23 protein-coding genes and 1 pseudogene are annotated in these 25,158 nt (G+C 42.0%); 14 read left to right on the forward strand and 10 right to left on the reverse strand.

The window, feature by feature from the left end; all coding sequences use genetic code 11:
• Positions 1-338: 338 nt before the first annotated feature.
• The 5 genes from M3183_RS10335 to M3183_RS10355 all read right to left on the reverse strand — a co-directional run bounded on the left by M3183_RS10335 (position 339) and on the right by M3183_RS10355 (position 5,157).
• Positions 339-1,049, reverse strand: coding sequence for an ABC transporter ATP-binding protein (locus tag M3183_RS10335; RefSeq protein ID WP_251469230.1), 711 nt, complete (start codon positions 1,047-1,049; stop codon positions 339-341).
• The gene (locus M3183_RS10340) at positions 1,042-1,815 is read right to left on the reverse strand and encodes an ABC transporter ATP-binding protein (protein ID WP_251469232.1); all 774 of its coding nucleotides are present in this window, start codon (positions 1,813-1,815) and stop codon (positions 1,042-1,044) included. Before M3183_RS10340 ends, M3183_RS10335 begins: the two co-directional genes overlap by 8 nt.
• Complete coding sequence (locus M3183_RS10345) at positions 1,799-2,758, reverse strand: branched-chain amino acid ABC transporter permease (protein WP_251469322.1); 960 nt, start codon at positions 2,756-2,758, stop codon at positions 1,799-1,801. Before M3183_RS10345 ends, M3183_RS10340 begins: the two co-directional genes overlap by 17 nt.
• A gap of 4 nt (positions 2,759-2,762) precedes the next feature.
• Positions 2,763-3,647 carry a branched-chain amino acid ABC transporter permease gene (locus tag M3183_RS10350; protein ID WP_251469234.1) on the reverse strand — a complete coding sequence of 295 codons (885 nt, stop codon included), beginning with the start codon at positions 3,645-3,647 and terminating at the stop codon, positions 2,763-2,765.
• Positions 3,648-3,999: 352 nt separating this feature from the next.
• Positions 4,000-5,157: an ABC transporter substrate-binding protein gene (locus tag M3183_RS10355; protein WP_251469235.1), complete on the reverse strand. Its 1,158-nt coding sequence runs from the start codon at positions 5,155-5,157 to the stop codon at positions 4,000-4,002.
• Positions 5,158-5,373: 216 nt separating this feature from the next.
• Here M3183_RS10355 and M3183_RS10360 point away from each other — a divergent pair, with 216 nt between their 5' ends.
• The gene (locus tag M3183_RS10360; protein WP_251469236.1) at positions 5,374-6,207 is read left to right on the forward strand and encodes a hydroxypyruvate isomerase family protein; all 834 of its coding nucleotides are present in this window, start codon (positions 5,374-5,376) and stop codon (positions 6,205-6,207) included.
• 1 nt (position 6,208) lies between these two features.
• Positions 6,209-7,117, forward strand: a complete 909-nt coding sequence (locus M3183_RS10365) for an NAD(P)-dependent oxidoreductase (RefSeq protein ID WP_251469238.1) — start codon at positions 6,209-6,211, stop codon at positions 7,115-7,117.
• Positions 7,118-7,238: 121 nt separating this feature from the next.
• On the opposite strand, the gene M3183_RS10370 is transcribed toward M3183_RS10365, so the two are convergent.
• Complete coding sequence (locus M3183_RS10370) at positions 7,239-8,462, reverse strand: EAL and HDOD domain-containing protein (RefSeq protein WP_251469239.1); 1,224 nt, start codon at positions 8,460-8,462, stop codon at positions 7,239-7,241.
• A 188-nt stretch (positions 8,463-8,650) separates the two neighbouring features.
• Positions 8,651-10,789 carry a methyl-accepting chemotaxis protein gene (locus M3183_RS10375; RefSeq protein ID WP_251469241.1) on the reverse strand — a complete coding sequence of 713 codons (2,139 nt, stop codon included), beginning with the start codon at positions 10,787-10,789 and terminating at the stop codon, positions 8,651-8,653.
• A gap of 231 nt (positions 10,790-11,020) precedes the next feature.
• Between M3183_RS10375 and M3183_RS10380 the strand changes: the two genes are divergently transcribed.
• Positions 11,021-11,935: a nucleoside hydrolase gene (locus tag M3183_RS10380; protein WP_251469242.1), complete on the forward strand. Its 915-nt coding sequence runs from the start codon at positions 11,021-11,023 to the stop codon at positions 11,933-11,935.
• Positions 11,936-11,976: 41 nt separating this feature from the next.
• On the opposite strand, the gene M3183_RS10385 is transcribed toward M3183_RS10380, so the two are convergent.
• On the reverse strand, positions 11,977-12,456 hold the full coding sequence (locus M3183_RS10385; protein WP_251469244.1) for a sigma-70 family RNA polymerase sigma factor: 480 nt from the start codon (positions 12,454-12,456) through the stop codon (positions 11,977-11,979).
• Between the two features lie 314 nt (positions 12,457-12,770).
• On the opposite strand from M3183_RS10385, the gene M3183_RS10390 reads away from it, so the two are divergent.
• Positions 12,771-14,126 (forward strand): TrkH family potassium uptake protein, encoded by a 1,356-nt coding sequence (locus M3183_RS10390; RefSeq protein WP_285879305.1) that lies wholly within the window; start codon positions 12,771-12,773, stop codon positions 14,124-14,126.
• A 154-nt stretch (positions 14,127-14,280) separates the two neighbouring features.
• A complete protein-coding gene (locus M3183_RS10395) occupies positions 14,281-14,718 on the forward strand; it encodes a hypothetical protein (protein WP_251469246.1) in 438 nt (145 codons plus the stop codon).
• A 769-nt stretch (positions 14,719-15,487) separates the two neighbouring features.
• Here M3183_RS10395 and M3183_RS10400 read toward each other — a convergent pair.
• Positions 15,488-16,465 (reverse strand): bile acid:sodium symporter family protein, encoded by a 978-nt coding sequence (locus M3183_RS10400; protein WP_251469247.1) that lies wholly within the window; start codon positions 16,463-16,465, stop codon positions 15,488-15,490.
• Positions 16,466-16,632: 167 nt separating this feature from the next.
• Between M3183_RS10400 and M3183_RS27305 the strand changes: the two genes are divergently transcribed.
• The 9 genes from M3183_RS27305 (at position 16,633) to M3183_RS10445 (ending at position 24,701) form a co-directional block, all read left to right on the forward strand.
• A complete protein-coding gene (locus tag M3183_RS27305; protein ID WP_251469248.1) occupies positions 16,633-17,418 on the forward strand; it encodes an IclR family transcriptional regulator in 786 nt (261 codons plus the stop codon).
• Positions 17,419-17,434: 16 nt separating this feature from the next.
• Positions 17,435-18,448 carry a DctP family TRAP transporter solute-binding subunit gene (locus M3183_RS10410; RefSeq protein ID WP_251469249.1) on the forward strand — a complete coding sequence of 338 codons (1,014 nt, stop codon included), beginning with the start codon at positions 17,435-17,437 and terminating at the stop codon, positions 18,446-18,448.
• A 13-nt stretch (positions 18,449-18,461) separates the two neighbouring features.
• Positions 18,462-18,950: a TRAP transporter small permease gene (locus M3183_RS10415; protein ID WP_251469250.1), complete on the forward strand. Its 489-nt coding sequence runs from the start codon at positions 18,462-18,464 to the stop codon at positions 18,948-18,950.
• On the forward strand, positions 18,947-20,287 hold the full coding sequence (locus tag M3183_RS10420; RefSeq protein ID WP_251469251.1) for a TRAP transporter large permease: 1,341 nt from the start codon (positions 18,947-18,949) through the stop codon (positions 20,285-20,287). Before M3183_RS10415 ends, M3183_RS10420 begins: the two co-directional genes overlap by 4 nt.
• A 201-nt stretch (positions 20,288-20,488) precedes the next feature.
• Positions 20,489-21,259, forward strand: a complete 771-nt coding sequence (locus tag M3183_RS10425; protein WP_251469254.1) for an SDR family NAD(P)-dependent oxidoreductase — start codon at positions 20,489-20,491, stop codon at positions 21,257-21,259.
• Complete coding sequence (locus tag M3183_RS10430; RefSeq protein ID WP_251469255.1) at positions 21,252-21,764, forward strand: PPC domain-containing DNA-binding protein; 513 nt, start codon at positions 21,252-21,254, stop codon at positions 21,762-21,764. The genes M3183_RS10425 and M3183_RS10430 overlap by 8 nt, the downstream gene beginning before the upstream one ends.
• Before the next feature lie 5 nt (positions 21,765-21,769).
• Entirely contained in the window at positions 21,770-23,251 is a 1,482-nt protein-coding gene (locus M3183_RS10435; protein ID WP_251469259.1) for a class I adenylate-forming enzyme family protein, read from the forward strand.
• Entirely contained in the window at positions 23,248-24,393 is a 1,146-nt protein-coding gene (locus M3183_RS10440; RefSeq protein ID WP_251469261.1) for a thiolase C-terminal domain-containing protein, read from the forward strand. Before M3183_RS10435 ends, M3183_RS10440 begins: the two co-directional genes overlap by 4 nt.
• A complete protein-coding gene (locus M3183_RS10445) occupies positions 24,390-24,701 on the forward strand; it encodes a Zn-ribbon domain-containing OB-fold protein (RefSeq protein ID WP_251469263.1) in 312 nt (103 codons plus the stop codon). The genes M3183_RS10440 and M3183_RS10445 overlap by 4 nt, the downstream gene beginning before the upstream one ends.
• 53 nt (positions 24,702-24,754) lie before the next feature.
• Here the strand turns inward: M3183_RS10445 and M3183_RS10450 are convergent.
• Positions 24,755-25,089, reverse strand: a pseudogene (locus tag M3183_RS10450) (DJ-1/PfpI family protein); the annotation flags it as partial.
• Positions 25,090-25,158 lie beyond the last annotated feature (69 nt).

Consider the following 25,158-nt stretch of genomic DNA (forward strand, 5'->3'; position numbering starts at 1 on the left):
CCCAGCCAGTTTTGGCTTTAAGAGACTTTATTAAAGACAGTATTCCAAGGTTCACATCAGGTTTTGTCTTTAATAGGCGTCATTAAAGACAATTTTCGAAGAATCATAGCTAGTTTTGTCTATAAGAAACTTTATTAAAGACAATTATACCAATGATTCCAAGCCCGCTTTGTCTTTTAGAAGCCAACTTCATGACAGTTTCCAAGTTTTCATGCCAGCTTTGTTACTAAGAACTCTATTAAAAAGGTCACCCTAGATTCCCAGCCAGTTTTATCCTAAAAAAATACAAAAAAGGAGACATCTCCTGTTTTCAGCAACCAGAAGATATCTCCTTAATATTATTCAGATTTTTTCCCAAGGTAAGCTTCCATAATCCTTGGGTCTTCTAATAGTTCATGTGACGGGCCGTGGACAATTACTTTGCCGGTTTCCAGAACATAGCCGTAGTCAGCAATTTTTAAGGCTTGTCTTGCGTTTTGTTCCACGACGAGTACAGTGGTGCCGGAGTCTTTGATTTCTTTAATGATTTTAAAGATATCGGCAACAATCAGGGGAGCGAGTCCCATGGATGGTTCGTCAAGCAGCAGCAGTTTTGGCCGTGAAAGCAAGGCCCTTGCGATTGCAAGCATTTGCTGCTGTCCGCCTGAAAGCGTGCCGCCCAGCTGATTCTTTCTTTCTTTTAAAATCGGAAAGCGCTGCATAACGTCTTCAAGATCTTTGGCGATTTCTTTATCGTTCCGTTGATAGGCGCCCATTTCCAGGTTCTCCATCACCGTCATGCCTGATAAAATGGCCCGGCCCTCTGGTACAAGGGAGATGCCTCTTTTGACAAGCTGATCTGGTCTTAGTCCAGTGATATTTTCACCTAAAAATTCAACAGTGCCGCTCTTAGGTTTTAAAAGCCCGGCAATGGTCTTCATCGTGGTCGTTTTTCCGGCACCATTAGCCCCTAAAATTGTCACAATTTTTCCTTGTTCTACATCCAGGCTGACCCCCTTAAGGGCCTGAATCTTTCCGTAGTATGTTTCGATTCCTGATACTTTAAGCAATGTCATCATCCCCCTCTGAACCGAGGTATGCCTCAATAACTTCCTGATTGTTTTGAATTTCCTCCGGTGTACCTTCAGCAAGTTTTTTACCAAAGTTTAAAACGGTAATTCTATCACACAGCCTCATCACAAGAGGCATGTCATGTTCAATTAATAGTGTTGTGACACCGCGTTCCTGGACTTTTTTAATCAAATAATATAAGTCCGCTGTTTCGGTATCATTCATTCCGGCAGCAGGCTCATCCAGCAAGAGCAGCTTAGGGTCGCTTGCCAGGGCCCTTGCAATTTCTAGTCTTCTTTGCTGGCCGTACGCTAGGTTTTCCGCCACCGCGTCTTCAAATTCAGATAAGCCGACGAGTTCAAGAAGTTCCCTTGCCGTAGAACGAAGTTTCTCTTCTTCATTCCGCTGGGATTTTGTCCGAAATACGCCGCTGAAGACACCGGAGTGACTTTGGGAATGTCCGCCGACTAATACATTTTCCAACACAGACATTTGTGAGAAAAGACGGATGTTTTGAAAGGTCCGGCAAATTCCTTTATTTGTAATTTTATGCGGTTTAATGCCTGTAATATTTTCATCTAAAAAGAGTATTTCCCCTGAAGAAGGAGGGAATATGCTGGTAATGCAGTTAAACATGGTCGTTTTTCCGGCACCATTTGGACCAATCAAACCAAAGATTTCTCCTTTATTAATGGAAAATGAAATATCGGTTAAAGCGGAAATGCCGCCAAAATTTTTAGAGACATTGTTAATTTTTAGAACCATGTTTACTCCTCCTTTTCGTCAGATGCAGTTTCTGTAAAAGGGGAACATCAATAATTCCCTGCGGTCGGAAGGCCATCATGAGTACTAATACGAGACCATAAATCAAATAACGGTATTCAGAGATAAATCGTAATACTTCTGGCAGAAGGGTCATAAAGGCTGCCCCGAAAATAGAGCCCCAGATTACTTCACTGCCGCCGAATACGGCATAAATCAGGATATCAACTGCACGGTGGTAGGAAAAATCAGCCGGGCTGATATATCCCATAACATGGGCGAAAAGGGCGCCGGCAAAGCCTGATAGGATTGCACCTTGTGCAAAAGATAATACTTTATAATACGTAATGTTAATCCCCATAGCCTCCGCCGCTTTTTCATCCATTTTAATGGCTGCAAACGCACGGCCGACACGGGATTTATTTTGTCTGATTAAAAACCAGATTAATAGAATATTAATAATGACTAAAATAAGCAATACCATTAAATAGACAAATTGATTATTTTTCAAGCCGATGGACATCGGGCTGAATCCTGAATCCCTAGAGAATTTCAGCAATTCTCTTCCGATTTGCGGTATCCCCGACAGACCGACAGACCCTTTCGTAACAGATTCCCAGTTGACGAGGAAAACCCGCATGACTTCACCGAAGCCGAGAGTAGCAATGGCCAAGTATACCCCAGTTAACCGGAGTGATGGAATCCCGATCAATATCCCAATAATTCCTGCGACTAACGCTCCTGCGATAACGCCGACGATAATGGGCAGATCATAGTTAATCGTAAGCAGCGCAGATGTATAGGCTCCAATCCCCATAAATCCGGCGCTTCCTAAAGAGAGCTGGCCGGAAGAAAGGGTAATGTAAATACTTAAGCCTAAAATAATATTAATCATGATAAACGAACCGACTTGAAGGTAGTATGGATTGATTAAATCTCCTAGCATATCATCACGGCCTTCCCTCAGATGTTTTTTTGCCAAATAACCCTTGCGGCCGTATTAAAAGGATCACAATGATGGCGATAAAAGCGATGGCATCCCGATATCCGGAATCGCCGTAAGCAACAATGAATGTTTCTGCCAAACCAAGAATTAATCCCCCGGCCATTGCGCCTTTCACATTTCCCATACCGCCAAGGATGATAATGGCAAGTCCTTTAAGTCCTATGGACAGACCCATTTGCGGGTTCACGGAATTGAATGCCATTCCTACAAGAATACCGGCAATTCCTCCCATAGCGGAGGCGATGATGACGGTTAATGTGATGATCTGCTTTGTATTAACGCCAAGGATGCTGGCTGTTTCTAAATTTTCAGCTGTCGCACGAAGAGCTTTTCCTGCTTTTGTTTTAGAAAGCCAATAGGAAAGAGCGATCATTAATATAACAGATATAACAAAAATCAATATTTGTACCAAATAGATCGTGATTGAACCAATCGTGTAATGTATTTCCGCGAACGAACTTTTAAATGGATGGTTCCCTGCTCCAAATAAATGGTGGGATAGATTTTCTAAGAAAATAGAAACCCCAATGGTGCTGATTAGTGGAGCAAGGTGTGAGACCCCTTTCTTTCCACGAAGCGGTCTTAGAGCGAATTGCTCAAGCAAATACCCTAAAATCGCTGTGGCTGCGATGGCCGCAAGAAAAGCCATCCAAATAGGCAGTCCCAGTGTACTTGTCACCGTGACGCCAATAAAAGCTCCGAACATAAAGATTTCGCCGTGTGCCATGTTAATGATGCCCAGCACTCCAAAAACAAGTGTAAATCCAAGGGCAACGATGGCATAAATGCTTCCAAGTGTGATTCCATTAATGATTTGCTCTAACAGCAAGGCATCTCACCCTTTTCTGTAATTTTTTCAGTCTAAGAAGTAAAATGATGGACTTTGAAAATTGTCCAGCGCAAGCAGCCTAGCCAGTTTTCATCCCGAACTGCCTTCTTCGGAGTATCTTGCAAAAAGCGATAGCCTTCAGCAGTTCGAGGTCAAATAACCAGCGGCCATAAAAGTCAAAAAAACGCTTTGCAGAACATGTGCTTGCCGGAGTTAACCAAGGCGCTTGCGCTTTTCTCTAAGTAAATAAGGAGGGCACCAATTCAGTGCCCTGCCAAAAGTTGTTCTATTAAAAGTTGTAAATTTTCATTTGACATTGACTTTTCAAAAAACTGAGTTTATAAAGAGTTACCTATTCAAATTGTTGAAATTTACCGTCTTTAATAATGAGAACAGTTGGATCCATGACAACATCTCCGTCTTTGTCAAACGAGAAATTACCAAGTATTCCTGGGAAGTCTTTGGTTTTTGCCAAAGCATCACGGAATTCGTCACGGTCAGTAGAACCTGCATTTTTTAAAGCATTTGCATAGATATAAAGCGCATCATAGGCTTGAGCAGCAAATTGGTCTGGCGTTTTACCATATTCAGTTTCATATTTCTTCACAAAATCCTTTACCTTTGTATCATCTTTATCAGCAAACCAAGGAGTGGCTACGATTAATCCATCTGCAGCTTTTCCGGCAATTTTGATGACTTCTGGTGAGTTAAATCCATTACCGCCTACAAATGGTACATCAATTCCAATCTTTCTAGCCTGGTCCATAATGACGGCACCTTCATTGTACAGTGCAGAACATAAAATCAAGTCAGGTTTAAGACCTTTAATTTTCGTTAATTGTGCATTGTAGTCAGATTGACCTTTTTGGAAAGTTTCAATCGTTAAAGTATCAAGTCCCATGTCTTCAGCAGCTTTTTTCATTGTGTCAAAACCTGATTTCGTGAATACATCGTCATTTCCATATAGAATGGCAACTTTTTTCGCACCATATTTATCAACAGCTTTTTTCAATGCTGCAGGAATAGCAAGTGCTTCGGGCAGTGAGTTTCTGAAAACATAATCGCCGATTTGGGGAATTCCTTCTGCCGTTGTAGATGTACCCATAATCGGAATACCGTTCATATCTGCCTCTGGGGCTACAACATTCATTTCAGTACTTAGAGTTGGACCTAAAATAGCAGTAATGCCATCGTCACTCATTAATTTTTGTGCAGCTGACATTGCTTGTTCCTGCTTACCAGCTGAATCTTCAATCGCAAGCTCGATATGAACGTCGCCTTTTTCATTAATTTCTTTTTGAGCAAGCTTAAAACCATTTGTAATGGCTTCACCATAAGCAGCACCAGGACCTGACATATAGGAAACAACGCCAAATTTTGCGCTGACTTTTCCTCCATCTTTTGATGCGGACTTGCCCGCCTTTTCTGAACTATTGCCGCTGCAAGCCGTTAAAGCAAAAAGCAATAGAACAGCCATGAATAGAAATCCTTTGTTTAGGACTTTTTTCATCTTTTTATCCCCCTCTATTTTTTGAAAATTTTAAAATTATGTATCTATTAAATAACAAAATTATCTCAATGTAAAGACTTTTCGACAAAATTATTTTCAGAATTCGAGGGAATTTTTATAAAATTGAATTTAAAACGCTTACCATTCCTGAACTTCCAAAATTATCTATTATATATTATAATATTATAAAAATTTAGAAAAGTACGAGGTGATATTATGCGCAAAAAACAATTAGCAACGGGTGGGTCCCCTGAAATTGCCAATTCCCTCTTTGTTCTTCCTAATTTATCAACGATTTTTACCGAGTTTCCGTTCTTAGAGAGGTTTCAGAAGGCAAAAGAGCATGGATTTTCATTGGTAGAGTGCCAGTTTCCATACGAGTATTCTATAGAAGAGATTCAGAGGGAACTTAAACGTCATGAGTTGTCGATGGTGCTGATCAATCTGCATCCGGGGGATTGGAAGAAGGGGGACAGGGGGCTCGCAGCGGATCCGGAGAGAATTCCTGAATTTAGAACATCTGTACAGCAGGGAATCCGCTATGCAAATGCATTGAAGGTGCCAAGGATTCATTGCATGGCAGGGATTGTTTCCGAATCATTAGATCCTGAAACAGCTAAACAAGTTTACATAGAGAATCTTAAGTATGCCGGAACAGAGGCTGCAGCCCACGGATTGACAATTCTCATTGAGCCGATTAACCAAGGGGATATGCCAGGCTATTTTTTAAGCGATATCCATCAAGCGAAGGCGATCCTAAATGCGGTGAATCTCCCGAATGTGAAGCTGCAGTTTGATTTTTACCATATTGAGAGAATCCATGGAAACGCACTCGGCCTGTTTCAGCAATATGCAGATAGGGTCGATCATGTTCAAATTGCTGACGTTCCCGGACGGCATGAGCCGGGAACAGGAAACATGGATTATCAAAGCATTTTTCATTATTTAAATCGTACGTATAATGGTTTCGCCGGCTTGGAATATATTCCGCTTGGAAAAAGCGAGGATAGTTTTTCATGGCTGCCAATGATGGAGCATGGAGGGAGATAGGATGAAAATTGGGTTTGTTGGAACAGGTGTGATGGGGTCGCGGATGGCACGCCGTCTTTTGGATCATGGGTATCAGGTACAGGTTTATAACCGGACGAAAGCGAAGGTGCAGACGTTAGTGCAACAGGGAGCAGTACATGCGGATACGGCTGCCGGGCTGGCTTCAGAATGTGAGGTGATTTGCACCTGTTTGTCGATGCCTGCTGATGTGGAAGAAGTGTACCTTGGGGAGCAGGGAATTGTAAAGCATGCTCAAAAAGGCACCATCTGTATCGACTTTACAACAGTCGGATCAGATACAAGCAAAATTGTTTTTGAAAAAGCAAGCAGTAAGGGCATTCATTATTTAGATGCACCTGTCAGCGGGGGGCCTGAAGGGGCGGAACAAGGATCATTAACGATTATGGCAGGCGGCTCGCGGGATGTATTTGAAAAAGTATCACCTATACTCAAGGCATTAGGAAAAACGATTGAATACCTTGGGCCGTCAGGGGCAGGGAGTATTGCCAAGCTGATCAATCAATATCTTGTTGCTGTTCATTCCCTCGCAGCTTCGGAAGCGATGGTCACAGGCGCTGCTTTTGGACTGGATGCTGAAAAACTGCTTACTGTTTTGAAAGTCAGCTATGGAGACAGCAAGATGCTTAGAAGGAATATGGAACAATATGTGCTTGAGAGGCAGTTCGAACCGGGCGGGGCCGTTAAATATGTTCATAAGGATGTCCGGTTAGCCAACCAGCTCCTCAAGCAGGCAGGTCTTAGTCCATTTACAGGACAACTGGCTGAAGAGGCATTCCAAACTGCTTCTGCCAAAGGACTGCAGGATTTAGATATGTCAGCTGTTATCCAGCCGCTTGAAGAAAAATGCAGTGTGGTGGTAAAAAGAACGGTGGAAGCCGAAATAAAGTAAAGAGAAATCAAGTCAAGCCGGAAACCCGCCAAAAGAAGGCAAGTGTCAATGATCCCGCTATGGTATGGAGATAGATTGACGCTTCCTTTCTTACCGGGTGGAAAAGAGGTTCCTTTTCTATCTACATTAAATTATTCGACCATCTAAAAGCTTCATTGTAGTATTTTAGGGCGATGTCTTCCTCTATTCCAAGCGTTTTACACCAACAGCTGAAGTTTTCCCATTCCGCTTTTTCAATTGAAATACCCAGGTCCAGTACATCTTTTAATGAGTTGGAATTTCCTTTAAGTGCTTCACAAATGTCCTCCTGAAGCGGCATTAATTGCAGTACGTCTTCCATTTTTATTCCCAGCAGTACATTCATTAAAGAGAACATGCCGGTTAGGAAATAGGAAGATGCTTCCTTTGATTTATTCTGGTGGATGGCCGTCAGCTCGCACATTTTTGCTCTTGTTAAGCTGTTTGTAAGGATTTCTTTTGACCATTCGGATTTACCGGTTACATTGCCTCTGATGGCAAAGATATACAGCCATTTTTTTAATTCATTTATTCCAAGACGAATGACGGCCTGTTTAATGGAGTTAATTTTGCTTATTGGGCGATAGGCCGGTGAATTGATTAGTTTTAATAGTTTATAGGATAAGGATAGATCCTGCTCAATCAACTGAGATATGTAAGTAAGATCTGGCTCGCTGGTGGATAAATGATTGATAATCAAAAAATAGTTTTGAAAATATTCCGGTACGTCCCGGGTGGACAGGACAACAGGCTTCGAAAAATAGTACCCTTGAAAATATTCGTAGCCTTCTTCCACAGCAGTTTTAAACTCCTCATGGGTTTCTACTTTTTCAGCAAGCAGCTTGATATGATATTTATCCGAAACCGCTTTAATCAGACGCCTCATTGACTCAGAGGTTTGCCGAAAGTCAACTTTAATAATATCTGCCTGTTCGATTAATGGAAAAGAATAGGGGTTGCCTGCATCTAAAATAAAATCATCAAGGGCAATTTGATAGCCTTTGCTCTTTAGTTCTTTACAAATATCCAATAGTTCCGGCCCGATTTTTACCGTTTCCAAGATTTCGACGACAATTTCATTTTGCTTAAAATAGGCAGGCAGCTTTATTTGAAGCAGTTTTTCAGTAAAATTAATAAAACAGGGCTTTCCATTAGATAGTTCATTGATTCCTATATTAATAAAACTATTAATGATGACATCTGTTGTTGCCATATCCCCATCGATTTCCGGAAACTTATTTTCCTGATTATTGCGGTACAGCAGCTCATAAGCGAAAATCTCTCTCTTTTTCGTAAATATTGGCTGTCTGGCGACAAAAACCTCCATTTCTATCCCCCCAAGATAGTTAACAAAATACTCTGAAATTAGTTGATATCATTCTTTTCCGTTTTTTGTATATTTCAATCAATATAACTATATAGGAAAATAGATTTATGCTCAACTAAAAATTTAGGTGGAAGGAGGGCGGTTCTTTTCCCCCTGATAAGAAGGTTTGAAAACCGCCCAAGTGTTTCCTATTTTAATTTTTTTACCTGACGGTTGACTTCGTTAATAGCGTTTGTGACATCCTCCGCTTCATTGGTTTGAATCTCGATACCAGCGTCCAGCTCTTCAGCCTGTTTTTGGACATTGCTAATTTCTGCGGTAATCTCCTGTCCATATCGTGCCTGGTCCGTTGCAGCAAGTAACATCTCCTGTACCTTTTGTTTGATGCTGGTGATATTCCGGACGATTTCCTCAGCCGCTTTGGCCTGTTCCTTTGTTGCATTTGTGACAGAGCCGGTTTGGTTAGAGACATTTTTAACGGCTTGTACAATGGTGTGGCTGCCCTGTGCCTGCTCTCTTGTTGCAATCGAAATTTGCTGTACCTGGTCTTTTGTATTTGTAATCCCTCTGACAATTTCCTCTGCGGTGATCGATTGTTCCTTTGTGGAATGCGTCATTTCCATTGTCTGATTGGCGACATTCTCTACAGCTTTTGTAATAAAATCACTATTCTCTCTTTGTTGTTCGGTTGCACTGGCAATTTGATTCATTTCCTCTGAAACCTGTGTAATCCCATTAAAAATTTTCTGGATGGCCTGATTGGTTTTTTCAGCCAATTGATTGCCAAAGCTTACTTTTTCAGCTCCTTCTTTGATAGAAGAAACCGCCACAGAGGTTTCAGCTTGGATTCCTTTGATCAATCCGGCAATTTCTTTGGTTGCCTTAGCAGAACGTTCCGCCAGTTTCCGCACCTCTTCAGCTACAACTGAAAATCCTTTGCCGTGTTCTCCCACCCGGGCTGCTTCAATGGCTGCGTTCAATGCCAATAAATTGGTTTGCTCGGCAATATCATCAATGACTTCAATAATGCTGCCAATCTCCTCAGAACTTTTGCCAAGACCTTGCATGATATCAGCAGCCTGGGTAATGGACTTGGAGATTTCGTTCATGCCGCTTAAGGTTTCCTGTAATGCAGTTGTTCCCTCAAGAGCATCCTGCTTAACAGAACTGCTTAGCTCATTGACAAGTTGGGCACTATCGGCTACTTGTTTAATAGAAGCCATCATCTCTTCCACAGCTTTGGAAGTTTGTTCAGCAGTGGCAGTCAAACTGTTGGCGTGTTCACTCACACCCTTGATGGAGGTGCTCATTTCTTCTATGGCAGCGGAGATTTGTTCCACTTCCAAACTTGCATTTCCTACATTCCCTGCCACCTGTTCAATTGTGGTCATCATTTCTTCAATGGCCGAAGAGGTTTCCTCTGCAGAAGCAGCCAAAGTATCAGTACTGCTTGCAACGAGATTAATAGAGGCACTCATTTCCTCGATGGCAGCAGAAATTTCATCCACTCCTGATGATGTAATCGTGGCATTTCCCGCCGACACCTTAATTGATTCGACCAGTTCATTCACGGAATGATTTGCATTGATCATTGAAGCGTCCAGTTCTCCGGCACTTTTAGCAGTATGTTCGATGGATTGTTTAATACTGGATATCGAATTCGTCGATACCTCCACACTTTTTACCAGTCTTTTCACCATCCTCGAAATAGTCCTGGTCATGATAAAAGCAATAATGGAGCTGAAAATAGATGCAATAACTGACAGAATCAAGACTTCATAATTAAACTTATTTGAGTCTTGATAGGACTGTTCAATCATTCCGTCCGTCTTCTGCTGGGCAGACTTATACAATTTTTGAAGTAATACCGTATTTTGTGTGCTGATGGTATCCAGTTCTTTTACCTGTGCCTGGACGGCGTCAGCTTTATTTTTTTCAGATGCTCCCAGGAAGGCTGGAAGCATGGTTATGTATTTGTTGAAATTTTGATTCACTTCGTCCAGTAACTCCTGATCGCTTGCTGAAAACTTTAGTTTGCTTGCCTTGTCTAAGTTTTTTTTAATAGAATCGATTTCCTTGTTGATTTGTTCTGATTGAATTTCCTGTGTCAAGGCATGTTTCACGGTATATTGACTCATTTCTGCAAATTCTGCTTTCAGGTCACCTATCACCACAATCTTGGGCACGTCCAATTCTCCGATGGCAACGGTCTGGTCCCGAAGATGGTTCACATTATTGTAGGAAACATCTGTTATGACGATAAAGAAAAGGATAATAATAATATAACTGCCCATTTGTTTCAGATTCATCGACATATTTTTTATCATTCGACCTATTTCACCCCTGCTATTGTTATTACTATAAAAATACCATTTTTATCTAGTCGGAAAGTCTTGGGTTTATGGCAATTGTGTTACAATGCAGGAACGGTTTTTAAAACCCGAATGATGGTTTTCTCAACACGATCAACGCTTTTTAAAAGGAATCTGTTTGCGGGTTTATCTAAAAAGTGGTACGTTCATGTAAAAAGAAGCTGTATCTTTTAGGGAGGGCACGGCATGAAAAAAACAGTGATCATTGACACGGACCCGGGAATTGATGATGCCATTGCTATTTTTCTAGCATTAACATCAGAAAAATTAGATGTAAAATTAATTACCACAACAGCTGGTAATCTTCCGGTAGAAAAGGTGACGTCCAATGCATTAAAGCTTGTGCATTTAACAGGAAAGAAAGGAATAGAAATAGCAAAAGGAGCCAGGAAACCGCTGATTAAAACATTATTTACGGCAGAGGAGTTCCATGGGGAAAATGGTTTAGGCGGTGTGGAGCTTCCGGAAGGAAATCAAAAGGAAAGTAGATATCATGCTGTAGAGGCAATGAAGGATTTAATCTCTAACTCCAAGGAAAAGGTCCATATTGTTGCGATTGGCCCGTTAACCAATGTAGCCAGCCTCATCATCGCTTATCCCAATATCCTGAATCGAATTGAGCAGCTTTCGATCATGGGCGGTGCTTATGAAGGGGGAAACGCAACTCCCACTGCGGAATTTAATATGTATGTTGACCCTGAAGCGGCACAAATCGTCTTTAACTCAGGGATTCCAATTGCCTTATTTGGATTAGATGTAACCCATAAAGCCGTACTATTTCAGGAAGATATTGAAAAAATAAGAGGAATTGGAAATCGGGTAAGTGATGCAGCGGCAGGGATGCTGGATTTTTATACGAAGGGCAGAACAAATGGGATGCCTATGCATGATGCCTGTGCGGTCGCCTATTTGATTAACCCTGACCTCTTTACCTTTATTCCATGCAATGTCCAGGTTGAAACAAAAGGGGAATTCACCTATGGTCAAACGATTATTGATAAAAACAGGCTGTCAGACCGGCCGATTAATGCAAAGGCAGCCTTTGAGGTGGATCGGGAGGAACTTGCCAGCATGATTTACCGCTCGCTTTCCTCCTTCTAAAAAGTTTGCAGAGAGTTTATAGCACTCTCTGCTTTTTTACTTTATTTTGCAGACATTTCTCCCTTCAATTTCTCTCGTGCCCCGGCACGCCAATTTTTGACGGCTGAAACTGACACATTTTCTTGTGCGGCGATTTCTCTGATGGATAAATCGAAATGGACCGTGTAGTTGAGCCACTTTCTTTGGTTTGCTGTCAGCGATTGCATGTGTTCAAGAAGATCCCAGTCTAATTCACTCTTGGGTGGTTCCTCAATCAATTCCCAAAACTCTTCTGTGGGGCAGACCGTTGTTTCTTCCTCATGGATGGACCTTTTTAATTCCGTCAGCAGTCTGCCTTTGATATACGAGTAGGCATAACTGGTGAAATTCCCTTTCTCAGGGTCAAACCTTCGGCTGGCGTCCCAAAGTGCAATTAAGGCATGCTGGAAAAATTCCTCCTTGTTTTTATAAATGTGTAAGGTGTTTATGATCTTGTGCATCATTGGCTGGTACTGCTCGGCTAATTGTTCAAAACTTTCCACGACGAAAACCCTTCAGGAAAGCGCGCTTTTCCATGTATTCCCGGGTACCTTTACCATAGCGGGAATCTTCAGCTTGTACGAATTCCTAAATGACTGATTTGAGTGAGAAAAACGCTTTTAAGAGTCAATTTGCCTTTAGAAAATCAATTTTAAAGGGGGTTTTCCTCTTATTTATCTGAATTTATTACCAGTTAATAGACATCTTAAATCATAATGGGCTGCATCAGATACATTCACAACTTCCTTCTGAAAATTGAAGAAAATATATAAAATGGATATGATAAAACAAAATCCACGCACTGAAGGTGATCCTATTGACTTTTTCCAAAAAAATAAAAAAATACAAGACGATGCAGCTTAACCCTGCACATATTTTAATACTTGGTTTTATTGCATTGATCTTTATTGGGACGTGTTTATTTATGATCCCGGCTGCCACAAAAGACAGACATCATCTCAGCTTAATTGATGCATTATTTGAAGCGACTTCAGCTGTTTGTGTAACAGGTTTGGGGGTAGTCGATACGGGTACTACCTTTACTTTGTTTGGCCAAATCGTTTTGCTTCTGCTCGTTCAACTGGGCGGCTGGGGATTTATGACGAGTGGAATTCTCATATTTATTTTATTAGGAAAAAAGATTGGATTTAAACAAAGACTCCTGCTTCAAGAATCTATGAATACATTTTCAATGCAAGGAATTATTAAACTTGTACAAAGAGTTATTATTATTACCTTACTAGTGGAGGCTGTGGGAGCTATTTTCTTAGCGATAAGATGGGGACAGGACATGAGTGCGGGAAAAGCCATCTACTATGGTATCTTTCATTCTATTTCGGCATTTAACAACGCTGGTTTTGGCCTGGAGTCAGACAGCTTGAGCAAATGGGCAGGTGACCCGACTGTAAATATCGTTATCACTTCATTATTTATAATCGGCGGAATTGGTTTTTTCGTGGTCGAAGACATCTTTAAAAAGAGAAATATATTTAAGTTCTCCCTGCACACGAAAATAGTGCTGACTGTTACTATATTTCTTAATATTATAAGTACCTTCATCATTTTTGCATTGGAATATAATAATCCTGCGACTTTAGGGAACTTGGGGACAGAGGACAAATGGTGGGCTGCTTATTTTCAGGGAGTTGTTACCCGTACAGCAGGCTTTAATACGATAGATATCGGACAAATGACATCCAGTTCGCTTGTCTTAATGATAGGATTAATGTTTATTGGGGCATCATCCGGCTCAACAGGAGGAGGAATTAAAGTGACAACATTTGCTTTGCTGCTTCTTGCTTTATGGTCGGTTTTAACAAACAAGGAAGATATAAATGTGTTTAAACGGAGGATTCCGTCCTCCCAAGTATTTAGGGCGTTGTCAATCGCCGTATCAGGTGTTATTTTTATCTTCATCATTTTCTTTTTTCTTACCATTACCGAAAAAGGTGCTGATATAGAAGCGATTATATTTGAAACCGTTTCTGCTTTCGGTACCGTTGGACTGAGCACCGGTTTAACAGGTGATTTAAGCCCTGCAGGCCGTATCTTAATAACCATCATGATGTTTATAGGGAGACTTGGCCCATTAACCATGGCTTTTGCCTTGGCGAGACGTTCAAATAAATTATCAAAAATCCGTTATGCAGAAGAAAAGATACTCATTGGATAATGTACATCATATAACCTTTTTTGCTGCTTATGCGGGAAAAATAAAGCGGTTTTTGCGGCCTTAGACAGTTTGCTCCTTATTCATGGGGGGGAGTGGGTTCTATAAGCTTATTGAATTGGAAATAAATAGACTAATGAGTCCCGGAGGTTTTTCAATGGCAAAGTTAAAGTATTTAGAACCCACAGACCTGCTTGAAAAAATCTATGCCACCTTATGCTCAGAATATGAAGATGCCAAGCATTATGAGAATGAACTGGATCAGGAAGAAATAAAGGTCACTAAGGCCCGGCTGACGAAAAAAATATTCAATGAGTTTGTGGTGGATGAAGAGTATTTTTTAACGATGAACCAAGAAACATTTAATGAACGATACCACTTATACGAGGAAGATTTTTTAAAACTGATCAAGGAATGCAGTGAAAATGGGGTAGATTATGATACTTTCCTGCAAATTATTGATGATTTAATTGCCAGTGCTAAATTCCGGCTGCATGCGTTCGAACAGCTGACCGATGAAATTGAGAAACTTCATGAGACAGAAGAAGAGGAAGATGAAGAAGAAGGGCCGGATGAAGAGGAAGAGGAGGAGTAATCATTACTCCTCCTCTTTTAGGTCCTCAAACAACATTAATTCCGATTGATGAACAAGTTCAATATTGTATTTGAAGTTCTCCTCCTGGATTTCGCAATAATCAGAGGAGTAGTGGAAAAGAACCCGATATTTTTTGCCTTGATACAAAACGATTTTATTTTTCAAAGGAAACAGCCTCTTTCATTATAGGATGAGTGCTTTCGACACTTATTAAAACCTATGTCAAAGATTGAATGATGATGACTGTTTTTGAAAAAAAGATTTTGGTGAAATTTGGAGTCAGTTTAGCGATGAAGATATAGAGGGAATTAGGAAAAGAAGAAGGGGTCTAGGTGCCCGAAAAGGTGGGGGAGCAAGAGTTTCGGTCAAGTAGAGAGGTTCTAGCTGCCCGAACAGGAGGAGGATCAAGGGTTTCGGTAAAGTAGAAGGGTTCTAGGTGCCCGAAAAGGTGGGGGAGCAAGAGTTTCGGTAAAGTAGAAAGGTTCTAGCTGCCCGAATAGGTGGGGGAGTAAGAGTTTCGGTAAAGTAGAAGGGTTCTAGGTGCCCGAAAAGGTGGGGGAGCAAGAGTTTCGGTAAAGTAGAAGGGTTCTAGGTGCCCGAAAAGGTGGGGGAGCAAGATTTGATTAAGATAACCGGCCCTTATCAGCCCTCAAAGACGGAAAAAACAGAATCAGAGGTAAGATAATCAATCCCCAATCAACCCCAAAAATCATAAAAGACAAAATAAAGGTCCAATCAAGGACCTCTACTAGAATACACCTAAATAAATTCACCCAACCTTAGAAGCTGCAGCAGAGCCCTGACCCTTCCCTCGGTGTGAAAAGGCAAATCGATTGGCAACAAGCGCACCTAGTGTAAGGTTGACGACCATGTTAGCTACAGCCGGAACAGCGGCGACAGAACTGATATGCTCCATTGCCAGGGTGGAGGACAAAGCCGTGTTGCAGATCCCGACATGGAACAGGATGGAGCGGCAGTTCACTTCCGGGACTTTCAAAAACCGGGCGAATCCATACCCCGCAAACATCGGAATGGCTACCTGCAAAAAGACAGCCGCAAAAACCAATGGAAGCTGATCCAGCTGCTGCTGCAGGGATGCTTGGGCACTGGATACCACTGATAAGACCACAATAAATAAGGCCATTGTCGACAAAAAGGATGTGTAAGGTTTGACGTACTCCACTTTCCGCGGCCACTTCCATTGTAAAAATAACCCCAAAAACAAGGGAATAAAAACAATGTAAATAATATTTAAAAATAACGGAAGAAACTCTACATTAATTAACTGACCGGCAAAAAGTTTGACCAATGTCGGTGTGAGCACAGGTGAAATGACTGTATCAACAGAAGCCAGGGTAATGCTTAGTGCTACCTCCCCGCCGGCAATAAAGGAATAAAGATTGGCCGATGTCCCGCTCGGAACGGTTCCTGCTAAAATGACCCCGGTTGCCAGTTCCGGCTTGCCTTGGAAAAATAAATAGGCGATGCACACTGTGATCCCGACCGTAATGGTCCACTTCAGTACTCCCCCGATAATGGTATACTTTGGTGCTCTTAATACAGATAAGATACTTTCCGTCGAAAGCGACATCCCCATTAATAGAAAAATCATTCCAAGTCCCGGTCCCGTCAAATGACGGATGGAGATAAAAGCGCCAGGGAATAGATAGGCAATAATCGACATGAATACAATCCATATCGGTAAATATTTCGAAACGATTTTCATGACAAACTCAAACACTTTCACAAAGAAGCCCCCTGAACTATGCGAATCTACCACTATACTTTTCTATATTTTTACATAATCTGCAGACTTTGAGAAGGATTAATTTTTACAAAAAATATAATTTATTGACAATTCCAAAATATATAAATTATAATTAATTTCAAATATTGTAACTCTAGTTCCACAAAGTGAAACCTTTTCCAGGAGGTGGTCCCATTACTGAGGTTTTAAAAACAGTAGAAAAAGCTTTTAAACTAGTAGAAATGATTGCCGAACAGCCGATGACCTTTACAGAAATGATGACGAAAGCGGGCAGTAATAAGGCTACGCTTTATCGCTTTCTATCGACATTTGAGAGACTCGGTTATGTCAAAAAAAATCAGCAAGAGAAATATCATTTATCACAACAGTGGTTTCAAATCGCCTTAAAGGCCTCCTCACACCTAGATATTATTCAAATTGCCCGGCCCTATTTAGAATCCATTACCGAAACCGTTAATGAAAGCAGTTTTTTGGCACAACTTAGCTTTGAACAAGTTCAATATGTTGAAAAAATAGAAAGCAAATCTGCAGCGAGGATTGTCGTGAATATCGGCAGAAAAGCTCCACTATACTGTGTGGCTTCCGGCAAGCTGTTTTTGGCACATTTTGACGAAAAACAGCTGGAAGACTATTTTGCCAGAAATGAATTGAAGCCCATGACCGCCAATACGATTACAAGAAAACAGGATTTACTGAAAGAATTAGTCAATATTCGTACAAATGGTTATGCCGTTGACGATGAAGAATGGGAGGAAGGTTTAAAGGGCATTTCCTTTCCTATTTATAATGCCAGACAGGAAATGGTTTTCGCTTTGTCTGTGTCAGCCCTATCCTACCGCTTTAGCGAAGACATTATGGAACAATCGATTAAGCTTGGCTTAGAGGCGGTAAAAGAAATTTCACTTCGATTAGGTTTTACCCATGTAACATAAAAAAGGAGGAAAAACATTGAAACGTACAAAATTATTAATCGCTGTTGTAAGCGCTATTATGCTTATCCTTGCAGGCTGCGGAAGTTCTAAAAGTTCTTCAGACGGGGGCAAGAAAAGCTACAATTTAAAAATGTCTGTAACCGTATCAGAATCATCTACTTGGTATAAAGCAGCAGAGAAGTTTGCAAAAGAAGTAGAAGAGAAAACAGATGGAAGAATCAAAACAAAGATTTATCCAAACGAACAATTATCTGGCGGAGACTCTGCAAAAGGGGTAGAAATGCTTGTAAAAGGTTCTACAGACCTTAGTTATCACTCTCCAATCATTTACTCTGTACTTGATGCTCGTCTTGGTGTGATTAGTGCTCCATTTTTATTCAAAAATTTAGATGAAGTAGACCAAAAATTGAATGGAAAAGCTGGAGAAGAACTGAAGAAAATCCTGACTGAAAAAGGAATTGAAACGTTAGGCTTCGGAGAAAATGGCTTCAGACAAGTAACGAACAGTGTCCATCCAATTAAGACACCTGAAGATTTAAAAGGCTTAAAGATCCGTATCCCGGGAATCAAAATGTATACAGATTTATGGAGAGGATACGGGGCAGACCCGACTGCTATGACATTCTCTGAAGTATTTACTGCACTTCAGCAAAAAACAATCGACGGCCAAGAAAATCCAATTGATGTTATTCACTCATCTAAGCTAAACGAAGTACAGCCGTATATTACAATGTGGAACTATTCTTATGACCCGTTAATCTTTGGTATGAACAAAAAGAAATTTGACGGCATGAGCAAAGAGGACCAAGACATTATCAAAGAAGCGGCTAAAAATGCAAATGCATACCAGATTAAATTAGCACGTGAAAAAGAAGCAAAGCAAATTGATGAATTAAAAGCAGCTGGTATGAAATTCTACTATCCGACAGATGCAGAAATTGAGCAATTTAAGAAGGCTTCTGAACCAATCTATCAAAAGTATGAGAAAGAATGGGGAGCAGACTTGTTAAAAGCTTTCCAAGAGAAGTAATAGGGGGGATATCATGTCAAAAGCCATTGCATATATCGAAAACACAATTTTGGCAGTTACATTGGGAATTATGAGTATCCTAGCTTTTGCAAATGTCGTATCAAGATATCTCTTTCATTACTCGATTTCATTTACAGAAGAAGTCACAGTGAATCTGTTTGTGTTGTTAACTTTCCTGGGAGCTGCGGCGGGCATTCGAATGAATGCCCACCTAGGCTTTACCATGTTGTTTGACAAATTATCAGGGGTGCCGAAGAAAGCATTGATTATCTTAAGTTGTGCTCTTATTTCTGTTATTTTTCTAATCTTTGTTTATTTTGGCTATGATATGGTGAGTTTCCAAATAGAGTCAGAGCAGAAAACTCCATCTCTTGGCTGGAATCAATGGGTCTTTACTTTAGGGTTCCCGGTTGGCTGTTTGTTCGGATTATACCGGGCCATCGAAGCGGGATTCCGCGAGTGGAAACAAGTATCTAATGAAGAAAGCGGGGTTAAAGCATGACAGCCCTATTATTATTTGGGATTTTCTTTATTTTGGTCTTTCTCGGGCTTCCGATTGCCATCTCGCTAGGGGTCTCTTCGATTGCTGTTCTCCTTATATCCGGAGGGATCACGAATCTGGAATTGGTTCCAGATATTTTATTTTCCAGTGTGTCAAAGTTTACCCTTCTCGCCATTCCGTTCTTTGTATTAGCAGGTGTCATTATGGATTATGCCGGTATATCCAAGCGGCTGATTCATTTTGCGGATGTATGTGTCGGCCATTTAAAAGGCGGAATGATTTTAGTTACGGTGATTACAGCCATTTTCTTTGCGGCTATTTCCGGCTCAGGCCCGGCAACGGTTGCGGCAATTGGCGGTATTTTAATTCCCGCTTTAGCGAAAAATGGTGTTAAGCGGGAGACTGGGAGTGCACTAGTAGCCAGTTCTGGTGCCATTGGAATTGTTATCCCGCCAAGTATAGCTTTTATCATATTTGCTGTAGTTGCCGGCGATCAGGCCAGTGTTTCAATTGGCCGGTTGTTTGTCGCAGGGATTTTCCCTGGATTGTTAATGGGCATTGCGTTCGTCTTTGCCGCTCTTTATGCCAAGAAAAGAGGTCTTTCTTCCGGAGTGCCGGGGGCCAATAATGAAGTGGCTGCAGCCATTGAGGTAAGAAAGCGGGCATCCGGAAAGGAAATTTGGAAAGCTTTTCTTGATGCGATTGGCGGTCTGTTAATCCCGGTTATCATTTTAGGAGGTATTTATGGAGGGGTTTTTACCCCGACAGAAGCGGCCGTTGTTGCAGTATTCTATGGCTTCATCGTAGGAATCTTCATTTATCGCGAGTTGAAAATAGCTGATGTTTTCAAAATTCTTTATGATGCCGCAGTTCAAACCGCGATCATCACCTTTATCGTCAGCACAGCATCACTATTTGCTTATATTATTACAACTGAATCCATTGCGGAAACGATGTCAGATACATTGCTTGGACTGTCATCGAACCCAATTATCATTCTATTAATCTTAAATATTATTCTTTTGATTGCTGGTATGTTTATTGATGCCATCAGTGCCTTTTACATCTTTGTTCCGATTCTATTGCCGATCATTCTTCACTTTAATATGGACCCGACAGTATTTGGTGTCATTATGACGGTGAACTTGGCAATTGGTCTGTTCACGCCGCCAGTAGGATTGAACCTATATGTAGCGAGCGGTATCGGCAATGTGAAGATTCAAAGTATTTCAAAGGCCATCATACCATTCGTGGTAGCTGCGGTCGTTGTACTGCTGCTGATTACGTATATTCCGTCCCTGTCGACCTATTTACCAGATTTGATGGGGATTAAATAATTTTCTATTTCGCGGATCAATAGGCCGTAATTGCGGATGAAGCTTGAAAAATCGCGTGAATTTCAGATTCGCGGATATCGTTAGTAAATCCGCGGATATCTAGGTGGAATTCGCGGATAGATACTCTCCATCCGCGGATTTCCGGCCCAAATCCGCGGATAACCAGCCAGCTACTATTTTAAAAAACAAGGAGGATTTCCAATGGGAAAATTAGAAGGTCATGTCGCGATTATAACAGGTGCATCCGGCGGAATTGGCGGCGGATGTGCCTATAGACTTGCACAAGAAGGAGCACATATTGTGATCGTCGATTTAATGGATGCCTCTGAAATGGCAGCAACGATTACGAGCGACTTCCCTGCGAGCAAGGTTCGAACCCATCAAATTGACATTCGCAATATAAGCGACATTCAAAATGTTGTGGATCAAACAATTGAAGAGTTTGGAAAAATTGATATTTTAATCAACAATGCCGGAACAGCCGGGCGTATGGATATCGAAGAAATGACAGAGGAAATTTGGGACCGCGACCTAAATACCAATTTGAAAGCAGCATTCTTTTTCATTCAGAAAGTAGTTTACCCTCATATGCTCTCCAAAGGCTACGGCCGAATTGTCAACATTAGTTCCATTTCAGGTATCAACGGCGGGCAGGTGTCCGGCTTCAATGAGGACTCCTGGAAGGGGCGTTCGGGCCCTGCATATGCTTCCAGCAAAGGCGGTGTGATTGCCTTAACAAAATGGGTGGCCAAGGAGCTTGGTTCAAAAGGGATTACCTGTAACAGTGTAGCTCCAGGTGCGGTTGAAACAAGAATTACAGCCGGCATTCATTATAATCTTGACGGACAGGTCGTGAAACGGATGGGGCAGCCGGGTGATATTGCAGAAGCCGTTTGCTATTTCTGTACGCCTGAATCCAGTTATACCACCGGACAAACACTCCGGGTGGATGGAGGGGCTGTTATTGCTTAGCTCCATCGATTTGGAAATCAGGGAGGGAAATGCCATGCGCCAATCACATGCCATATATAATGAAGAAACTGGTACCTTAATAGGGAGTTTGGCGGCAGGAGAAGACCTGCTGCTCGGCATTTTAGAACAATGTGAAAAATACAATATTAAGGCCGGCTCCTTTCAATGTATGGGTTCATTAGTATCGCTGCATTATTGCATTTTTCAAAACAGAAATGGAAAGCTTTCCTACAGCCAACCGATTCAAGAACAGAAACCAGCCGAGCTTCTAAGCGGGACCGGTTTTATTGGAGTTACTGAAGACGGCCGCCCGGAAATTCATTTTCATGGTGTATTAATTGATGAACATGGAGTCATTCGCGGCGGTCATTTTCTAGAAGGCGGAAATACGGTAGCCATCACGATAGAATTTATGGTAACAGCAGCCCCTGGAGCAAAGGCTGTCCGAGAGCTGATTCCGGGAACAAAGTTTAGTGTGTTTAATTTTTACAGGGAGGGGGCTTAGAAAAAATGGAAACGATTGCATCCTATGCTAAAAAGACCTTTCGTTCATTTTCACATAAACCGGCAGTGAAATACAAGCAGCTTACCTATACCTACGGGGAGCTGGAGACACGGACATACAAGATTGTATCACTCCTTCAAAGCAGGGGAATCAAAAAAGGCGACCGTGTGGCCATTTTGATGTCCAACCGGTCGGAGCATATTGAACTGGACCTGGCCTGTGCGTTCGGCGGATTTATCAAGGTCCCGCTCAATTACCGCCTGCATCCGGAAGAACATGAATATATGCTGGAACAATCCGGAGCCATTTTACTAATTGGAGAAGAAGAACTGCTGAATGCGATTTCCAGCCCAATAGCTAAAATTACGGTAGGTGACATGTACGAAAAATTGATTGCCGAGGCTTCGATTCATTATCGTGAGGAAGAAGTGGAGGAGGATGACTCTTTCGCAATTATGTATACATCGGGAACAACCGGTAAGCCAAAGGGTGTTACATTATCCCACCGGAATATTGTGTCAGGGGCGCTGTCGCTCGCAATGGCCTGTGAAATCAGCTGGGATGATGTGATTGGACATGTCGCACCGCTGACACATGGCAGCAACTTTCTCTCTCATGCTTCCTGGCTGTACGGACTGACCCAGGTGATTTTTGAAAAATTTGACCCAGAAGAGTCATTGGATGTGCTTTACCATGAAAAGGTAAGCATCATTTTCCTTGTTCCGACGATTGTTAACCTTTTGGTGCAGGGGAAAAATTTTGACCCGGAAAAGCTTGTACATATTAAAAGCATCAATATGGCCGGGTCACCGATTGCTGCAAGCAAACTGCAGCTTGCCTTAGATGCAGCTGGAGATAAATTTGTTGAAACCTATGGCCAGGTAGAGGCACCGATGGCAATTACCATCATGCCAAGGAAAGAGCTGGCGGGCCACTTGGATTCATGCGGTTTAAGCGGGCCGTTTGTAGAAATGAAATTGGTGGATGAGAATGGGGAAGAGGTTCCTCAAGGTGAAGTGGGCGAGGTTATTTGTAAAGGATCCCTGGTTATGAAGGGATACTGGAATAACCCGGAAGCCACGGCTGAAACCCTTCAGGACGGATGGCTGCATACAGGTGATCTGGGCTGGACGGATGAGCGGGGGTTCCTGCATTTAGTCGACCGCAAAAAAGAAGTGATTATTTCCGGCGGACTAAATATTTACCCGCGGGAGATTGAAGAAGTATTAAATAAACACAAAGCGGTAAAGGAAACCTGTGTCATTGGACTGCCGGATGAAAAATGGGGAGAAGCCGTTTCTGCTTTTATCGTGTTAAAAGAGGGAGAAACCGCAACAGAAACGGAAATACTTGAGCTGTGCAAGCAGCATTTGGGCAGTTTTAAAAAGCCAAAACGGATTGAATTTGTCGAGGCACTGCCAAAGAGCTCCTACGGCAAAATTTTAAAGAAAGAAATGAAAAAACTTTATGGAGGTGTTCATCAGTGAATCATGTGACGGTCATTGGAACGGGAATTACCCAGTTCGGGACATTAAAAGAACAGTCTCTGAAACAATTACTTTTGGATGCTAGTTTCCAAGCTTTAAAAGAAGCGGGATTTCCGAAGGTAGACGCCGTTTTTATTGGGAACTTTATGTCCGGTTCGCTTGCTAATCAGGAAATCCTGGGCTCTCTTATTGCTCATGATTTAGGGCTGGGGCCGATTCCAACAGCCAAAATGGAGGGGGCTTGTGCAAGCGGCGGGATTGCCTTCCGCCATGCTTGTGAAATGATAGAGGCTGGGGTTTATAACACGGTTTTAGTTGCCGGCGGTGAAAAAATGAAACATGCAGGAACAGATGTTGTCACATCAGCCATCAATGCGGCAATGGATACCGACAGTAATGAGAAAGCGGCTGGCCTGTCCTTCCCGGGCTTTTTCGGTCTTTTGGCCAATCGTTATTTTTATGAAACAGAAGCAACGAAAAAACATTTGGCCATGGTTGCATTGAAAAACAGGAATTATGCCTTGAATAATCCAATGGCTCAATACCGTGATCCAGTGACATTGGAGGAAATTTTAAATGCCCGGATGATTACCGAGCCGCTTGGGCTGTTTGATTGCTCCCCAATTACAGACGGCGCGGCAGCAGTGGTTTTATCAAGAGGCCAATCCGGCATCCGTGTCATCGCTTCATCGCAGGCATCAGGACCGACACAGGCACAAGAGGCGGATGATTTATTAACGTTCATTGCCACCAAAACATCAGCTGATTTAGCTTACGCGCAGGCAGGACTTGGGCCAGAGGATATTGATGTGATTGAACTGCATGATTGTTTTTCGATGACGGAAATCCTTGCATATGAAGCATTAGGGTTAGCCAAGGTCCGCGAAGGATGGAAACTGCTTGAGAATGGGGACACGAGGCATGGAGGCCGGATCCCTGTTAATACGAGCGGCGGATTGCTTTCGAAAGGCCATCCAATTGGCGCAACAGGTCTTGCACAAATCTATCAAATTGTTGAGCAATTGCGCGGTACGGCCTGCAATCAGGTAGACGGAGCAAGAATCGGGCTGGCACAAAATTTAGGCGGGACAGGTTCTTATTCCACTGTCCATATTTTTACGAATGGGAGGTCAGCGGAATGAAATTATCCGTACATGTATGTGAAGAATGTGGACACACCAGCATTCCAGCACGGTTGATCTGTCCTTCCTGCCGTGCAGTCGATTTTAGGGAAGAGGAAAGAGAAGGCAAAGGAACGGTTTACACATTTACTAAAATTAATATATCATCAGTTGAATTCAAACACTTGACCCCATACTATGTTGTGATCGTAGATCTGCCAACAGGTGAACGGGTAACAGGAAGAATGGCCGAGGAAGTTCAAATCAACGATGTGGTTGAACTGGCGGCGATGGAACAGGGAGCTTATATTTTTAAAAAGTGTGGATGAAGCATATAAAAACCAAGGGGATGCAACCCCCTTGGTTTTTGTGATTTTCTCGATTAAACGGCGGCCCGACTTTCAAACTTCAACAGCTTAAAGAATTCCAGCATCAATTCAGAAAGACCTGGCCATGCATGACCTGAGACAATATTTCCATCTACATGAAGCAATTCCTCAATATAGGTTGCTCCTGCTGCTTCAACTTCTGGGCGGCATGCTGTATAAGCTGTCATTTCACGTCCTTTGATATATTCCCGAACAGTTGTTAACACGAGTTGTCCGTGACAAATAACGCCAAGCGGCTTATTTTCTTTTAAAAAGTGTGAGCAATTTCTTGTACCTTTTTATTCATTCAAATGTATTCAGGGGCACGGCCGCCAGCTGAAATGGAACCACACGGGAACAGGGGCTTAACCGGTATCCAAAAATTAATATGAGATTCTTGTAACAATATTGACAAAAT

This window comes from Neobacillus mesonae, from assembly GCF_023715155.1.
Taxonomy (GTDB): Bacteria; Bacillota; Bacilli; order Bacillales; family Cytobacillaceae; genus Neobacillus; species Neobacillus mesonae_A.

What these genes read in the sequence shown, in the direction of transcription:
- M3183_RS10345 (WP_251469322.1), bottom strand. Translation starts at nt 2,758, where the DNA reads ATGCTAGGAGATTTAATCAATCCATACTACCTTCAAGTCGGTTCGTTT.
- M3183_RS10415 (WP_251469250.1), top strand. Translation starts at nt 18,462, where the DNA reads ATGTCAAAAGCCATTGCATATATCGAAAACACAATTTTGGCAGTTACA.
- M3183_RS10340 (WP_251469232.1), bottom strand. Translation starts at nt 1,815, where the DNA reads ATGGTTCTAAAAATTAACAATGTCTCTAAAAATTTTGGCGGCATTTCC.
- M3183_RS10380 (WP_251469242.1), top strand. Translation starts at nt 11,021, where the DNA reads ATGAAAAAAACAGTGATCATTGACACGGACCCGGGAATTGATGATGCC.
- M3183_RS10420 (WP_251469251.1), top strand. Translation starts at nt 18,947, where the DNA reads ATGACAGCCCTATTATTATTTGGGATTTTCTTTATTTTGGTCTTTCTC.
- M3183_RS10445 (WP_251469263.1), top strand. Translation starts at nt 24,390, where the DNA reads ATGAAATTATCCGTACATGTATGTGAAGAATGTGGACACACCAGCATT.
- M3183_RS10395 (WP_251469246.1), top strand. Translation starts at nt 14,281, where the DNA reads ATGGCAAAGTTAAAGTATTTAGAACCCACAGACCTGCTTGAAAAAATC.
- M3183_RS10375 (WP_251469241.1), bottom strand. Translation starts at nt 10,789, where the DNA reads ATGATAAAAAATATGTCGATGAATCTGAAACAAATGGGCAGTTATATT.
- M3183_RS10355 (WP_251469235.1), bottom strand. Translation starts at nt 5,157, where the DNA reads ATGAAAAAAGTCCTAAACAAAGGATTTCTATTCATGGCTGTTCTATTG.
- M3183_RS10435 (WP_251469259.1), top strand. Translation starts at nt 21,770, where the DNA reads ATGGAAACGATTGCATCCTATGCTAAAAAGACCTTTCGTTCATTTTCA.
- M3183_RS10370 (WP_251469239.1), bottom strand. Translation starts at nt 8,462, where the DNA reads ATGGAGGTTTTTGTCGCCAGACAGCCAATATTTACGAAAAAGAGAGAG.
- M3183_RS10360 (WP_251469236.1), top strand. Translation starts at nt 5,374, where the DNA reads ATGCGCAAAAAACAATTAGCAACGGGTGGGTCCCCTGAAATTGCCAAT.
- M3183_RS10425 (WP_251469254.1), top strand. Translation starts at nt 20,489, where the DNA reads ATGGGAAAATTAGAAGGTCATGTCGCGATTATAACAGGTGCATCCGGC.
- M3183_RS10365 (WP_251469238.1), top strand. Translation starts at nt 6,209, where the DNA reads ATGAAAATTGGGTTTGTTGGAACAGGTGTGATGGGGTCGCGGATGGCA.